Consider the following 14,984-nt stretch of genomic DNA (forward strand, 5'->3'; position numbering starts at 1 on the left):
TCGCTCCTACATGGGCGATGTAGAACCCTGTAGGAGCGAGCCTGCTCGCGAAGGCGTCAGCCCGGACAACATCACTGTCGGACTTAGTCTTCCAGCAGCTCTTCAGCCTGACCCAGGATGTTTTCCAGGGTGAAGCCGAACTCTTCGAACAAGGCCGACGCAGGCGCCGACTCGCCGTAGGTGGTCATGCCGATCACGCGGCCTTCCAGGCCCACGTACTTGTACCAGTAGTCCGCATGGGAAGCCTCGATGGCGATACGGGCGCTGACCTGCAACGGCAGGACCAATTGCTTGTAGCCGGCGTCCTGGGCATCGAACACGCTGGTGCACGGCATGGAAACCACGCGTACCTTGCGGCCCTGCTCGGTCAGTTTGTCGAAGGCCTGAACGGCCAGGCCGACTTCCGAACCGGTGGCGATCAGGATCAGCTCAGGCTCGCCAGCGCAGTCTTTCAGCACGTAACCACCACGGCTGATGTCGGCGATCTGGCCGGCGTCGCGGGTCTGGTGCTGCAGGTTCTGGCGGGAGAAGATCAAGGCCGAAGGACCGTCCTTGCGCTCCAGTGCGTATTTCCAGCTCACCGCCGACTCAACGGCGTCGGCTGGGCGCCAGGTATCGAGGTTCGGCGTGCAGCGCAGGCTGGCCAGTTGCTCGATTGGCTGGTGAGTCGGGCCGTCTTCGCCCAGACCGATGGAGTCGTGGGTGTAGACGTGGATCACACGCTGCTTCATCAGGGCCGACATGCGCACCGCGTTGCGCGCGTATTCCATGAACATCAGGAAGGTCGCGCCGTAAGGCACCAGGCCGCCGTGCAAGGCAACACCGTTCATGATCGCGGTCATGCCGAACTCGCGCACGCCGTAGTACATGTAGTTGCCGCTGGCGTCTTCGGCGGTGACGCCTTTGCAGCCTTTCCACAGGGTCAGGTTGGAACCGGCCAGGTCAGCCGAACCGCCGAGGAACTCAGGCAGCAACGGGCCGAATGCGTTCAGGGCATTCTGGCTGGCTTTACGGCTGGCGGTGGTTTCGCCCTTGGCAGCCACTTCGGCGATGTAGGCCGAGGCTTTTTCGCTGAAATCAGCTGGCAGCTCACCGCTCAGACGACGCACCAGTTCGCTGGCTTCAGTCGGGAACGCGGCGGAGTAAGCGGCGAAACGCTGGTCCCACTCGGCCTCGACAGCTTTACCTGCTTCCTTGGCGTCCCACTCGGCGTAGATATCGGCCGGGATTTCGAACGGACCGTGGTTCCATTTCAGCGCCGCACGGGTCAGGGCGATTTCCGCGTCACCCAGTGGGGCGCCGTGGCAATCTTCCTTGCCTTGCTTGTTCGGCGAACCGAAACCGATGGTGGTCTTGCAGCAGATCAGGGTTGGCTGCTCGCTTTTGCGCGCAGTGTCGATCGCCGTCTTGATCTCTTCCGGGTCGTGACCGTCGACATTGCGGATCACTTGCCAGTTGTAGGACTCAAAACGCTTCGGCGTGTCGTCGGTGAACCAGCCTTCGACTTCGCCATCGATGGAGATGCCGTTGTCATCGTAGAAGGCGATCAGCTTGCCCAGGCCCAGGGTACCGGCCAGGGAAGCGACTTCGTGGGAAATGCCTTCCATCATGCAGCCATCACCCAGGAACACATAGGTGTGGTGGTCGACAATGTTATGGCCAGGACGGTTGAACTGCGCCGCCATGACTTTTTCAGCCAGGGCAAAACCCACGGCGTTGGCCAGGCCTTGGCCCAGTGGACCGGTGGTGGTTTCTACGCCCGGGGTGTAGCCGAGTTCCGGGTGGCCCGGGGTGCGGCTGTGCAGTTGACGGAACTGCTTCAGGTCATCGATCGACAGGTCGTAGCCGGTCAGGTGCAGCAGCGAGTAGATCAACATCGAGCCGTGGCCATTGGACAGCACGAAGCGGTCACGGTCGGCGAACGATGGATTGCTCGGGTTGTGCTTGAGGTAGTCGCGCCAAAGTACCTCGGCGATATCCGCCATACCCATCGGGGCACCGGGATGGCCGCTGTTGGCTTTTTGCACGGCATCCATGCTGAGGGCACGAATGGCGTTGGCACGCTCACGACGGCTAGGCATCGCTGTTCTCCTGGGGGCTTGAATAAAACGAAACGGAAAAAAGGCGAGCATTTTCCCTCACCGGGACGCCTCGGGGCAATGACAGATAGTCATCTGAAGGCGTTTTTCCAATGGATAACGACGTATTCGCTTGGTGAAACCTTTCCGCCGTCCGTTTGTTGACTGAAGCTAACGTTAAGAAGTGCCATCTATCGAGCAATATCAAAACTTTTTGATATTGCTCTTGCGATGCCTTCGACCCGTGACTAGACTGCCGGCCTTATGAATTTACGCGTGCCATCCATTCAACATGACGATTGCGATGAGCTGGCAGCCTTGTGCAAGGCTGGCGGCGATCCCCTGCGGTTGAATGTCTTGCGCGCACTGGCCAACGATTCGTTCGGTGTGCTGGAACTGGCACAGATCTTCGGCATCGGCCAGTCAGGCATGAGCCACCACCTCAAGGTACTGGCCCAGGCCGACCTGGTGGCGACGCGCCGCGAAGGCAACGCGATTTTCTACCGTCGTGCACTGCCCCACACCGAACTGCTGGGCGGCAAATTGCACGCAGCGCTGCTCGAAGAAGTGGACAACCTGACGCTGCCGACCGACGTACAGTCGCGCATCACCCAGGTCCATGGACAACGCGCGGCCGCCAGCCAGGACTTTTTCTCACGGGTGGCGGAGAAGTTTCGCGCCCAGCAAGACTTGATCGCCGGCCTGCCGCAATACCGCGAAAGCGTGGTGGCCCTGCTCGACAAGCTGAGCTTCGACAAAGACGCCACGGCCATTGAAGTCGGCCCCGGCGATGGCGCATTCCTGCCGGAACTGGCGCGCCGCTTCGCGCAAGTCACGGCGCTGGATAACAGCAGCGCGATGCTTGAGCTGGCGCGCCAGGTCTGCGAACGCGACAAGCTGACTAACGTCAGCCTGCAACTGGCCGATGCATTGAACGGCGTCAGCCTCAAGGCCGATTGCGTTGTACTGAACATGGTGCTGCACCATTTTGCCGCGCCGGCCGATGCGCTCAAGCACATGGCCAATTTGCTGCAACCAGGCGGTAGCCTGTTAGTGACAGAGTTATGTAGCCACAACCAGAGTTGGGCCAAGGAGGCCTGCGGTGATCTCTGGCTGGGGTTTGAACAGGACGATCTGGCCCGTTGGGCCACCGCTGCGGGACTCGTTCCCGGGGAAAGCCTCTATGTAGGCTTACGTAATGGTTTCCAGATCCAGGTCCGCCATTTTCAGCGACCGGCTGGCGACACTCACCATCGGTAATTTCAGGAAAACATCGAGATGAGCGAATACTCCCTTTTCACCTCCGAGTCCGTGTCTGAAGGGCATCCGGACAAAATCGCCGACCAGATTTCTGATGCGGTGCTGGACGCCATCATTGCTGAAGACAAGTTCGCCCGTGTGGCGTGCGAGACTCTGGTGAAAACGGGCGTGGCGATCATCGCCGGCGAAGTCACCACTTCGGCCTGGGTTGACCTGGAGCAGATCGTTCGTGACGTGATCACCAACATCGGCTACACCAGCTCCGACGTCGGCTTCGACGGCGCGACCTGCGGCGTGATGAACATCATCGGCAAGCAGTCCCCAGACATCAACCAGGGTGTCGACCGTGCCAAGCCTGAAGATCAGGGTGCCGGCGACCAGGGCCTGATGTTCGGCTACGCCAGCAATGAAACCGACGTGCTGATGCCTGCACCGATCACTTTCTCGCACCAACTGGTGCAGCGCCAGGCCGAAGCCCGTAAATCCGGCCTGCTGCCTTGGCTGCGCCCGGACGCCAAGTCGCAAGTGACCTGCCGTTACGAAAACGGCAAGGTTGTCGGTATCGACGCCGTCGTTCTGTCGACCCAGCACAACCCGGAAGTGTCGTACAACGACCTGCGCGAAGGCGTGATGGAGCTGATCGTCAAGCACGTGCTGCCTGCCGAACTGTTGAGCAAGGACACCCAGTTCCACATCAACCCGACCGGCCAGTTCATTATCGGCGGCCCGGTGGGTGACTGCGGTCTGACCGGTCGCAAGATCATCGTCGACAGCTACGGCGGCATGGCCCGTCACGGCGGTGGCGCATTCTCCGGCAAGGATCCATCGAAGGTTGACCGTTCGGCTGCCTACGCCGGTCGTTACGTGGCCAAGAACATTGTTGCCGCCGGCCTGGCCGAGCGTTGCGAGATTCAGGTGTCCTACGCCATCGGCGTTGCTCAGCCGACTTCGATCTCGCTGAACACCTTCGGTACCGGCAAGATCAGCGATGACAAGATCGTCAAACTGGTCCGCGAAGTGTTCGACCTGCGTCCATACGCGATCACCACGATGCTCGACCTGCTGCACCCGATGTATCAGGAAACCGCTGCGTACGGCCACTTCGGTCGCACCCCGGCGACCAAGACCGTGGGCGACGACACCTTCACCACGTTCACCTGGGAAAAAACCGATCGCGCCGACGCTCTGCGTTCTGCTGCCGGCCTGTAAGACTTCCCCGCAACACCCGAAGCCCCGCACGGTTCGCGCCCTGCGGGGCTTTTTATTGGGATTCGCTTTACACCGCATCGCAGCCTTCGCGGGCAAGCCATTAGAAACACTCGGTAAAAACCCCGCCCGCTGCGCTAACTGATACTGACCTAGCCTTCAAGCACCTCACCGAGCAAGGACGCTCAAGATGCTTCCCCACCTGCGCCTGTTTTTTGCCGTTCTACTGTTCTTTACCCACATGACCGCCAATACCGCCGAGTGCCCCGACTGGACGCCGGAACGCGCCCTGATTGAAGTCAACAAACTGCAACAGCAAGTCGACCTCTGGGACGACAGCTATCACCGCCAGGGACGCTCACTGGTCGCCGATGAACTCTACGACCAGTCCCGCGCCCAACTCACCCAATGGCGCCACTGCTTCAACCTGAGCCCGTCCGCAGACCCCTTGCGCACTGCACGCGGCACACTGCCCCACCCTATCGCCCACACTGGCCTGGACAAACTGCACGATCAGCCCGCCGTGGAAAAATGGCTGCGTGGCCGGGTGGACGTCTGGGTCCAGCCTAAAATCGATGGCGTGGCGGTGACCCTGGTTTACCGCAACGGTCTGTTGGCCCAGGCCATCAGCCGTGGTGACGGCAAGAGTGGTCAGGACTGGACGCTTCCTGCACGGCAGATTCCGGCCATCCCGCAACGGCTACCGCAGGCCCGGGACCTGATCGTGCAAGGCGAACTGTATTGGCGCCTGACCGATCATGTGCAGGCCCGGGCCGGTAGCCTCAATGCTCGTGGCTCGGTGGCCGGCCTGATGGCGCGCAAGGTCTTGAGCGCCGAACAGGCCGCCAACATCGACTTGTTTGTCTGGGACTGGCCCCAAGGGCCGGCGAGCGTGCCCGCGCGTGCCGCGGCGCTGACTGCGCTTGGCTTCCCGAGTACCACGACATACAGCCAGCCCATTGCCTCCGCTGTCGATGCCGAACGCTGGCGCGAGCACTGGTATCGCTCTGCCCTGCCCTTTGCCAGCGACGGCATCGTCCTGCGCCAAAACCAGCGCCCAGCCGCTGAGCGCTGGCAGGCCAGGTCGCCCTACTGGGCCATCGCCTGGAAATACCCCTTCGCCCAGGCACTGGCCGAAGTCCGCCAGGTTCACTTCAAAATCGGCCGGACCGGGCGGATCACTCCGGTACTTGAACTGACCCCGGTGAAGCTCGATGACCGGCAGATCAAACACGTCAGCGTCGGTTCGTTGCAACGCTGGCAGGCGCTGGACATACGCCCGGGTGATCAGGTCGCCATCAGCCTGGCCGGGCTGACCATTCCCAGGCTCGATAGCGTTGTATTGCGCAGCAGCGAACGCGCCGAATTGAACACACCGCTGGCAGCAGACTTCCATTTATTGAGTTGCTGGCAACCGACTCCGGGCTGCGAGAGCCAGTTTCTCGCGCGCCTGACCTGGCTCAGCAGCAAGCAGGGCCTGGCGCTACCCAATGTGGGTCCGGGTACTTGGGAAAAACTTCTTGCAACAGGTCGCCTGAACGGTCTGCTGGATTGGTTGACCCTCGATGCCCAAGAGCTTGCTACCATTGACGGTTTCGGCGAGCGCAGTGCGGCTCGCCTTGCGGACGGCTTCAACCAGGCCCGGCAACGCCCGTTCGCGCACTGGCTCAAAGCCTTGGGATTACCACCGACAGGCCAGGCGCATCTCGGCGATTCATGGCAGGTACTGGCAGAGCGAAACATCGAACAATGGCGGGCCGAGGCCGATATCGGGCCAGGGCGCGCAGCGCAACTGAACGCATTTTTCCGCGATCCGCAGGTCCTGGCCTTGAGTGAAACATTACGTGATGCGGGGATTGACGGCTTTTAGCTGTCGGCCCTGCGCCCACCGGGAACCCCAAGGGACCGCTGGGCTCCAACAAGCCATTGCCACACCGGCCTGCTTGCTTTCCTACATGGAGCTTTTATGAAATTTCTTTCACCGCTCGCCCTGTTGACCCTTTGCAGCGTGCTGGCCACCCCGTTGATGGCGGACGAGGAAGCGCCAGGGCTGACCGGTTGCGCCGCCAAGAAGCAAGGAATCATCAACCAGATCGAATTGGCCAAGGTCCACGGTAATGCCGACCAGCAGGCCGGCCTGGAAAAGGCCCTGAGCGAAGTCGAAGCGAACTGCACCGACGCCTCGCTGAAGAAGGAACGGGAAAACAAGGTGCTCGACGCCAAGCACGAAGTCAGCAAGCGTCAGGCGGACCTCGACAAGGCCATGAGCAAAGGCGACCCCGACAAGATCAACAAGCGCAAAGACAAACTCGCCGATGCCCGCAAGGAATTGCAGAACGCACTGGATGAGCTGGATAAATAAACAAGCAACACCCAAGGCTAACCGTGGCGAGGGAGCTTGCTCCCGCCGGGCTACGAAGTAGCCCCAAACCAGCCATCCTGAACATCAGATCGAACCCGACTGCCAACTAACGCCTGCTGCGTAGACGAGCGGGACGATGCGGCGCTCCGACAAGCTCCCTCGCCACAACAACAGACCGTCGCAGCCGAGAATCAATGATCCCGAAACGCCTTATGACAAGCACTGCAAGCATCTTCGACTTTCTGCACCACCGGCCCCAGGTTGCTGGCCTTGTAGGGCTGGACCTGGCTGGCGATCACCAATTCACCGGTGGCGCTTTCAAGGTCGCGGGCCATTGCCTGAAAGCGTGCCTGTTGCTCCCAGACATCGCTCTTGGCGCTGGTGTGATCTTCCTCGCGCACTTGCGGAAAATGCTGCCACGGCTCACGGGACAACGCATCGAGCTTCACCGCGCCTTCGGCGAATTTCGGACCATCGAACGCAATGCGTCCACGCAACATGCCGCCCAGGTCTTCGCCAGTCTTGAGCATCTGCTTGAAAATGGCCTTGCGCTGGCCGAGCGGCGAGTTGGGGTCGACACCGCCACAAGCGGACAACGTCAGGCAGGCCAGCAATACAACAGAAAGTCTTTTAAAAGTCATGGTGGCTTCAGGTCACGGGAAACGGCGGCCAGTATCCTCGCGTCATCGGCAAAGACCAATAGCCCTATTATCAACAAGGGTTGCTTGAGCACATGGAGCGCTCAGGCAACCGGCAAAGGAATCACTCCATGAACAGCCGTTTCAAGGCCTGGCGTCACAGCCTGGCCTGGACCCTGCCGATGGTGGCCCTGCTCGCAGGCTGCACCGGTGGCGACAACAAACAACCGAAAACCCACGCCCTGGCCACCTACTCCAGCGCCACATGGGAAGCGCTGCCGGCGGTGTCCGACAGCGACCTGGTCGCCGGTTTCGGTTCCTGGCGCAGCGCCTGCACCCGACTAAAGGCCGACCCGGTCTGGGGTGGCACCTGCGTAGCGGCTGCCAACGTGCCGCAAACCGCCAGCGACATTCGCGGTTTTCTCAAGCAGAACCTCGATGTCTATGGCCTGCGCGCTGCCAACGACAACTCCAACGGTTTGATCACCGGTTACTACGAACCGGTTTACCCCGGCAGTCTGACCCAGACCAGCGTTGCCAGTGTGCCGGTGTATGGCGTCCCCGAAGACATGATCATCGTCGCCCTCGACAGCATTTACCCGGAACTCAAGGGCAAGCGCCTGCGCGGTCGACTCGAAGGTCGTGTGCTCAAGCCGTACGACGATGCGGCAACCATCGAAAGCAAAGGGGTCAAGGCGCCGGTCGTGGCCTGGCTGACCGATCCGATGAACCTGCAGTTCCTGCAAATCCAGGGTTCGGGCCGTATCCAGCTCGACAATGGTCGCCAGTTGCGCATTGCCTACGCCGATCAGAACGGCCATCCGTATCGACCGATCGGCCGCTGGCTGGTGGAACAGGGCGAGTTGAAAAAAGAAGACGTGACCATGGGCGCCATCAGCACCTGGGCCAAGGCCAATCCGTCGCGGATTCCCGAACTGCTCGGCAGCAACCCCAGCTACGTATTCTTCACCCGCAACCCGGACAGCAACGAAGGTCCGCGCGGCTCGCTGAACGTACCGTTGACTGCCGGTTACAGCGCGGCGGTGGATCGCAAGGTAATTCCGCTGGGCAGTCTGCTGTGGTTATCGACCACCAAACCGGACGGCACTGCACTGGTTCGCCCGGTGGCAGCACAGGACACCGGCGGCGCCATTGCCGGCGAGGTTCGGGCGGATCTGTTCTGGGGCACCGGCGATGCGGCCGGGCAACTGGCCGGGGACATGAAACAGCAGGGACAGATCTGGATGCTCTGGCCCAAAGGTGCTGCGCTGCCACAAGTACCGCAGGTGGCGGATGCAGAGAAGACCAAGCCCTGAGGCGAGTGTTGACCGTTAGATAGCTTTCGCGAGCAGGCTCGCTCCCACAGAAGACACGCGTTCCAATGTGGGAGCGACGGTGCGACGATTCGACCTGCTCGCGATGAGGCCGGCAAAAACCCTGAAGATCGTTTAGACCGACACCACAAAAAAACTCACGATCAACGCCATCCCCACGAACCACACCAGCGACCGCAGCGTCGCCCAGTCCGCCAGGTAGCAAATGATGTAGAGCAGGCGACTGGTGATGAACAACACCGACAGCACATTGATCGTCACCAGTTCGGCATTGCCTGCCAGGTGCGCTACGATCACTGCCGCAGCGAACGCCGGGATCACTTCAAAGCTGTTCAGTTGCGCCGCATTCGCGCGCCTGCCCAAGCCTTCCAGCGAATCGAGAAAATCCCGGGGGTCATGGTTGTCTCTCAACCTGAACCCGCCACTGATCTTGGCGACCCACGTACACACATACGGCAGGAGAATCGCGATCAAAATGCACCACAGAGCAACCGTCATAAAGCAGTCCCTTCTTCACGTTTCAGAACAGTCAAAATTTCATGACCAAAATGCCGATCAGCACCAGCCCACAAGCTAAGAGGCGCGGTCCGCCAAAAGGTTCTTTCAGGTAACGCATGCCAAATAGCACCACCAGAATTACGCTGATCTCGCGCAACGCCGCCGCTTCTGCAATCGAGCCCAATTGCATCGCCCACAGCACCAGAGCGTAGCTGAACAACACGCAAAACCCGACGGCCAGGCCCAGTCGCCACTGCTCGCGCCAGAACAACATGAACGCGGGCCGCTTGCGCACCAACGCCAACAGCGGAAACGGCCAGGCACTGAGCAAGGTGACCCAGACCAGGTAATCCAGTGGATGGGACCAGCGCCGCAATGCCTGACCGTCGATGTAGGTGTAGCAACCGATGCACAGACCGATCAGCGCCACCACCGGTAGCATCGACCATGGAAGGCGCGCTCCGCCGCCGCCCTGCCAGAGCAGGCACAGCATGCCGAACGGGATCAGCAGGATTCCGAAGATCTGCTGATGGGTCAGCACCTCCCCGGCAAAGATCAGCGTCAGCGCCAGCACCACCAACGGTGACAGGCCGCGCATCAATGGATAGACCAGCCCGAGGTCACCGACCCGATAGGCCTGGATCAACAAATAGCGATAGAGCAACTCGAACGCCGCCGACGCCAGGATCCACGGCCAGATCTCCAGTGGCGGCACGCTCAGGAACGGCAGCATCAGCGCGACAAAAAGCAGCGCCACGCTGTCCATGCAGGCCACCACCAACAGTCGCTCCGCACTGAACTTGATCAGGGTATTCCACGCCGCATGCAACAGCGCCGCCACCAACACCAACGCCGTCGCAAGCACGGCCTACTCCTTTTGTTGTCTCCACGATCCTTATAGGGGCGCCGAGAATTGATTCGCCATACTTCAGTGGCTGCTTATACTGCAAGTGACCACGCCGCACTCAGTTGCGCACAGACTAATTCCAATAAAAATTCTGCCCGACCCGCTCTCGTCGAGAACGGTCGTCGGCCTGCGTATGCCTGATCACAGCGTCAAGACTACCGACAGAGACCTTGCGCATGCCACTCGCTTTGCTTGCCCTCGCTGTTGCCGCCTTCGGCATCGGCACCACTGAATTCGTCATCATGGGTCTTTTGCCCGATGTCGCCCGCGACCTCGGCGTGAGCATTCCCGATGCCGGATTGCTGATCACCGGCTACGCCCTGGGCGTGGTGTTCGGTGCTCCGATCCTCGCGGTCGGCACCGCCAACATGCCACGTAAGGCCACGATGTTGGGCATGACGCTGATGCTCATTCTCGGCAACATGCTCTGCGCACTGGCGCCGAACTACGCCACGCTGATGGCCGCGCGCGTGATCACGGCACTGTGCCACGGCGCATTTTTCGGCATCGGTTCGGTGGTGGCTGCCGGGCTGGTGGCACCCAACAAACGGGCTCAGGCGATTGCCATGATGTTCACCGGTCTGACCCTGGCCAATGTGCTCGGCGTGCCACTGGGCACCGCACTCGGGCAATACGCAGGTTGGCGCTCGACCTTCTGGGCGGTGTCGGTGATCGGGGTTCTGGCGGCGATTGCGCAATGGGTCTGGCTGCCGAAAAACATCGCGATGGATAAAGCCAACCTGGCCAGCGAGTTCAAGGTACTGGGCAAGGCCAACGTGCTGCTGGCCCTGGGCATGAGCGTGCTGGCCTCAACCAGCCTGTTCAGTGTGTTCACTTACATTGCACCGATCCTGCAGGACATCACCGGAGTCAGCCCTCACGGCGTCACCATCATGCTGCTATTGTTCGGCGTGGGCTTGACCGCCGGCAGCATGCTCGGTGGTCGTCTGGCGGACAGCCGCTTGCTGCCTTCGCTGGTGGGCATGGCGCTGGCGGTGCTGTTGGTGCTGGCGGCATTCACGCAAACCAGCCATTCGGTGATCCCGGCGGCAATCACACTGGTGTTGTGGGGGACGTTTGCCTTTGCCTTGTGCCCGATCCTGCAACTGCTGATCATCGATCAGGCCCACGAGGCACCGAACCTGGGTTCGACACTGAACCAGAGCGCCTTCAACCTGGGTAACGCGGCCGGCGCCTGGATCGGCGGGCTGGTGGTGGCCAGCGGCGCGGACCTTGCGGACTTGCCGTGGACCGGTGCACTGGTCAGCGGGCTGACCGTGTTGACTGCACTGTTCTTCATCTATCGCCAGCGTCGCGGTGCGACTGCGCTTGATTTGGTGGGCTGAGCATCACCTTGATTGTATGCCGCATTCGTGAGCAGGCTCGCTCCCACAAGGGATCGCGGCTCAATGTGGGAGCGATGATTCGACCTGCTCGCGATGGGGACATCACCGATCTCACTGACCGGCGTCATCATCCTTGAACTGATCCTTGACGTACTTGATCTCTGTCCGACCATGAGGCGCCGGCAAGCCGTCTTCACCGAGGTTCACGAACACCATTTTTTCAACGGTGAGGATGCTCTTGCGGGTGATCTTGTTGCGCACTTCACAGGTCAGGGTGATGGAAGTGCGGCCGAATTCGGTCGCCGTGATGCCCAGTTCGATGATGTCGCCCTGGCGCGAGGCGCTGACGAAGTTGATTTCGGAAATGTACTTGGTGACCACACGCTGGTTGCCCAACTGGACAATGGCGTAGATCGCCGCCTCTTCGTCTATCCAGCGCAGCAGGCTACCGCCGAACAGCGTGCCGTTGGGGTTGAGGTCTTCGGGTTTTACCCATTTGCGGGTGTGGAAGTTCATGTTCACTCCTGAAAGCAGTTTCAAGCGGCAAGCTACAAGCTGCAAGTTGATCGTCGAGCGGCTATTTCTTGTAGCTTGCCGCTTGCAACTTGCCGCTGCAACTTGTCGCTTGCAGCTTGCAACTTGCCGCTCAAAGAAAGCTATAATCGCCACCGTTTCAAAACGGTCATCTTCAATTGCTACCGTTTTCCCGCCACCTGTCCGAGGGGCGCTGCAGCAGGTTCGACCTGTCAGGCTCGGATGGGGCGTTGCCTGGCCTTCACTGGCTGGACACTAAACGCACAACGGCGCCCATTCGCATACATTACGAATGGAGGCTCTTCATGAGCGCTGTCAACACGCCTGCAGATTTTACCGACTACAAAGTCGCCGACATGTCCCTGGCTGCCTGGGGCCGTCGCGAAACCATCATCGCCGAGTCTGAAATGCCAGCCCTGATGGGTCTGCGTCGCAAGTACTCCGAAGAGCAACCGCTCAAGGGCGCGAAGATCCTCGGCTGCATCCACATGACCATTCAGACTGCCGTGCTGATCGAAACCCTGGTTGCCCTGGGTGCCGAAGTGCGCTGGTCGTCCTGCAACATTTTTTCGACTCAGGATCAGGCCGCCGCTTCCATCGCCGCTGCCGGCATCCCGGTTTTCGCCTGGAAAGGCGAGACTGAGCAAGAGTACGAGTGGTGCCTGGAGCAAACCATCCTGAAAGATGGCGCGCCTTGGGATGCCAACATGATCCTCGACGACGGCGGCGACCTGACCGAGCTGCTGCACAAGAAATACCCAGCCGTTCTGGACCGCGTCCACGGCGTGACCGAAGAAACCACCACCGGCGTTCACCGCCTGCTGGACATGCTGGCCAAGGGCGAGCTGAAAATCCCGGCCATCAACGTCAACGACTCGGTAACCAAGAGCAAGAACGACAACAAGTACGGCTGCCGTCACAGCCTGAACGATGCGATCAAGCGCGGCACCGACCACCTGCTGTCCGGCAAGCAAGCGCTGGTCATCGGCTACGGCGACGTGGGCAAGGGTTCGGCCCAGTCCCTGCGTCAGGAAGGCATGATCGTCAAAGTCTCCGAAGTCGACCCGATCTGCGCCATGCAAGCCTGCATGGACGGTTTCGAACTGGTTTCGCCGTTCATCGACGGCATCAACACCGGTACCGAAGCGAGCATCGACAAGGCACTGCTGGGCAAGATCGATCTGATCGTGACCACCACCGGTAACGTCAATGTTTGCGACGCAAACATGCTCAAGGCCCTGAAGAAGCGTGCTGTTGTCTGCAACATCGGCCACTTCGACAACGAAATCGACACCGCTTTCATGCGCAAGAACTGGGCATGGGAAGAAGTGAAGCCGCAGGTTCACAAGATCCACCGCACCGGCGCTGGCGATTTCGACCCACAGAACGACGATTACCTGATCCTGCTGGCCGAAGGCCGTCTGGTTAACCTGGGTAACGCCACTGGCCACCCGAGCCGCATCATGGACGGTTCGTTCGCCAACCAGGTTCTGGCTCAGATCTTCCTGTTCGGCCAGAAGTACGCCGACCTGTCGCCAGCCAAGAAAGCCGAGCGCCTGACCGTTGAAGTACTGCCGAAGAAACTCGACGAAGAAGTGGCCCTGGAAATGGTCCGCGGCTTCGGCGGCGTTGTGACTCAACTGACCAAGACCCAGGCCGACTACATCGGCGTGACCGTCGAAGGTCCGTTCAAGCCGCACGCTTACCGCTACTAAGAGCAGCTGCAAGCTTTGAGCTTCAAGCGGCAAGCACAGGCCAAAAGCCGATCTTGCCGCACGAAGCCCGCAGTTTTGCCCCAATTTGCCAAAACAGTGTCAGGCAGCAAGTTCCAGGCACAAGAGACGAGCGCACCTCCGCTTCTCTTGCAGCTTGTGGCTTGCAGCTTGTAGCTGGAGGTTCCCTCCATGTCCCAAGATCGTCGCTACAGCTTCGAGTTCTTCCCTACGAAGACCGATGCTGGGCAAGAAAAGCTGCTCGCCACTGCTCGCCAGCTGGCCGCCTACAACCCCGATTTCTTCTCCTGCACCTACGGCGCCGGCGGTTCGACCCGTGATCGCACGCTGAACACCGTGTTGCAGCTCGAAAGCGAAGTCAAAATCCCTGCCGCTCCGCACCTGTCCTGCGTGGGCGATAGCAAAGCTGACCTGCGTGGCCTGCTGGCCCAGTACAAGGCCGCCGGCATCAAGCGTATCGTCGCCCTGCGCGGTGACCTGCCTTCGGGCATGGGCATGGCCAGCGGTGAAATGCGCCACGCCAATGACCTGGTTGAATTCATTCGTGAAGAAACCGGTGATCACTTCCACATCGAAGTCGCCGCTTACCCGGAAATGCATCCGCAAGCGCGCAATTTCGAAGACGATGTTGCCAACTTCGTGCGCAAGGCCAACGCTGGCGCCGACAGTGCGATCACCCAGTACTTCTTCAACGCCGACTGCTACTTCTACTTCGTGGAACGCGTGCGGGCATTGGGTGTGAACATCCCGATCGTGCCGGGCATCATGCCGATCACCAACTACAGCAAGCTGGCGCGCTTCTCCGATGCCTGCGGTGCGGAAATCCCGCGCTGGATCCGCAAGCAACTGGAAGCCTACGGCGACGACACCCAGAGCATTCAGCGCTTTGGCGAACAGGTCATCACCGAGATGTGCGAACAACTGCTGCAGGGTGGCGCTCCAGGCCTGCACTTCTACACCCTGAACCAGGCTGAAGCGAGCCTGGCGGTGTGGAACAACCTGAAGTTGCCGCGTTGAAGCAGCTGCAAGCTTCAAGCTGAAAGCGACAAGCAAGTTCAAAGGATCGTATTCTTCGGCAGCTCCTGTAG

The 14,984-nt window shown here is 60.5% G+C and carries 13 protein-coding genes and 1 riboswitch; of the genes, 8 read left to right on the top strand and 5 right to left on the bottom strand.

Features of this window, described 5'->3' with window-relative positions; translation table 11 throughout:
• Positions 1 to 83: 83 nt before the first annotated feature.
• On the bottom strand, positions 84 to 2,081 hold the full coding sequence (gene tkt / locus KGA96_RS00835) for a transketolase (RefSeq protein WP_223511322.1): 1,998 nt from the start codon (positions 2,079 to 2,081) through the stop codon (positions 84 to 86).
• Positions 2,082 to 2,342: 261 nt separating this feature from the next.
• Here tkt and KGA96_RS00840 point away from each other — a divergent pair, with 261 nt between their 5' ends.
• The 4 genes from KGA96_RS00840 to KGA96_RS00855 all read left to right on the top strand — a co-directional run bounded on the left by KGA96_RS00840 (position 2,343) and on the right by KGA96_RS00855 (position 6,906).
• A complete protein-coding gene (locus KGA96_RS00840) occupies positions 2,343 to 3,338 on the top strand; it encodes an ArsR/SmtB family transcription factor (RefSeq protein ID WP_046039312.1) in 996 nt (331 codons plus the stop codon).
• A gap of 18 nt (positions 3,339 to 3,356) precedes the next feature.
• Entirely contained in the window at positions 3,357 to 4,547 is a 1,191-nt protein-coding gene (metK, locus tag KGA96_RS00845) for a methionine adenosyltransferase (protein WP_008050251.1), read from the top strand.
• 187 nt (positions 4,548 to 4,734) lie between these two features.
• Positions 4,735 to 6,414: an NAD-dependent DNA ligase LigB gene (gene ligB, locus KGA96_RS00850; RefSeq protein WP_046039311.1), complete on the top strand. Its 1,680-nt coding sequence runs from the start codon at positions 4,735 to 4,737 to the stop codon at positions 6,412 to 6,414.
• A gap of 96 nt (positions 6,415 to 6,510) precedes the next feature.
• A complete protein-coding gene (locus tag KGA96_RS00855) occupies positions 6,511 to 6,906 on the top strand; it encodes a DUF1090 domain-containing protein (protein WP_046039310.1) in 396 nt (131 codons plus the stop codon).
• 191 nt (positions 6,907 to 7,097) lie between these two features.
• Here KGA96_RS00855 and KGA96_RS00860 read toward each other — a convergent pair whose 3' ends face one another.
• Entirely contained in the window at positions 7,098 to 7,547 is a 450-nt protein-coding gene (locus tag KGA96_RS00860; RefSeq protein ID WP_046039309.1) for a c-type cytochrome, read from the bottom strand.
• Between the two features lie 128 nt (positions 7,548 to 7,675).
• Here KGA96_RS00860 and KGA96_RS00865 point away from each other — a divergent pair, with 128 nt between their 5' ends.
• Complete coding sequence (locus tag KGA96_RS00865; RefSeq protein WP_046039308.1) at positions 7,676 to 8,860, top strand: murein transglycosylase A; 1,185 nt, start codon at positions 7,676 to 7,678, stop codon at positions 8,858 to 8,860.
• Between the two features lie 132 nt (positions 8,861 to 8,992).
• Here the strand turns inward: KGA96_RS00865 and KGA96_RS00870 are convergent, their stop codons facing one another.
• Positions 8,993 to 9,376 carry an MAPEG family protein gene (locus tag KGA96_RS00870; RefSeq protein ID WP_046039307.1) on the bottom strand — a complete coding sequence of 128 codons (384 nt, stop codon included), beginning with the start codon at positions 9,374 to 9,376 and terminating at the stop codon, positions 8,993 to 8,995.
• Positions 9,377 to 9,407: 31 nt separating this feature from the next.
• A complete protein-coding gene (locus KGA96_RS00875) occupies positions 9,408 to 10,241 on the bottom strand; it encodes an EamA family transporter (protein WP_223465283.1) in 834 nt (277 codons plus the stop codon).
• 218 nt (positions 10,242 to 10,459) lie between these two features.
• Here KGA96_RS00875 and KGA96_RS00880 point away from each other — a divergent pair, with 218 nt between their 5' ends.
• Positions 10,460 to 11,629 carry an MFS transporter gene (locus tag KGA96_RS00880; protein ID WP_223465281.1) on the top strand — a complete coding sequence of 390 codons (1,170 nt, stop codon included), beginning with the start codon at positions 10,460 to 10,462 and terminating at the stop codon, positions 11,627 to 11,629.
• Positions 11,630 to 11,740: 111 nt separating this feature from the next.
• Here KGA96_RS00880 and KGA96_RS00885 read toward each other — a convergent pair whose 3' ends face one another.
• Positions 11,741 to 12,145, bottom strand: a complete 405-nt coding sequence (locus tag KGA96_RS00885) for an acyl-CoA thioesterase (RefSeq protein WP_046039304.1) — start codon at positions 12,143 to 12,145, stop codon at positions 11,741 to 11,743.
• A gap of 197 nt (positions 12,146 to 12,342) precedes the next feature.
• Positions 12,343 to 12,445: riboswitch (S-adenosyl-L-homocysteine riboswitch) on the top strand.
• A gap of 23 nt (positions 12,446 to 12,468) precedes the next feature.
• On the opposite strand from KGA96_RS00885, the gene ahcY reads away from it, so the two are divergent.
• On the top strand, positions 12,469 to 13,878 hold the full coding sequence (gene ahcY, locus KGA96_RS00890; protein WP_046039303.1) for an adenosylhomocysteinase: 1,410 nt from the start codon (positions 12,469 to 12,471) through the stop codon (positions 13,876 to 13,878).
• A 189-nt stretch (positions 13,879 to 14,067) separates the two neighbouring features.
• Positions 14,068 to 14,913 carry a methylenetetrahydrofolate reductase [NAD(P)H] gene (gene metF / locus KGA96_RS00895; protein ID WP_046039302.1) on the top strand — a complete coding sequence of 282 codons (846 nt, stop codon included), beginning with the start codon at positions 14,068 to 14,070 and terminating at the stop codon, positions 14,911 to 14,913.
• Positions 14,914 to 14,984 lie beyond the last annotated feature (71 nt).

Source organism: Pseudomonas sp. GL-R-26, from assembly GCF_019947365.1.
In the GTDB taxonomy this organism is placed as follows: domain Bacteria; phylum Pseudomonadota; class Gammaproteobacteria; order Pseudomonadales; family Pseudomonadaceae; genus Aquipseudomonas.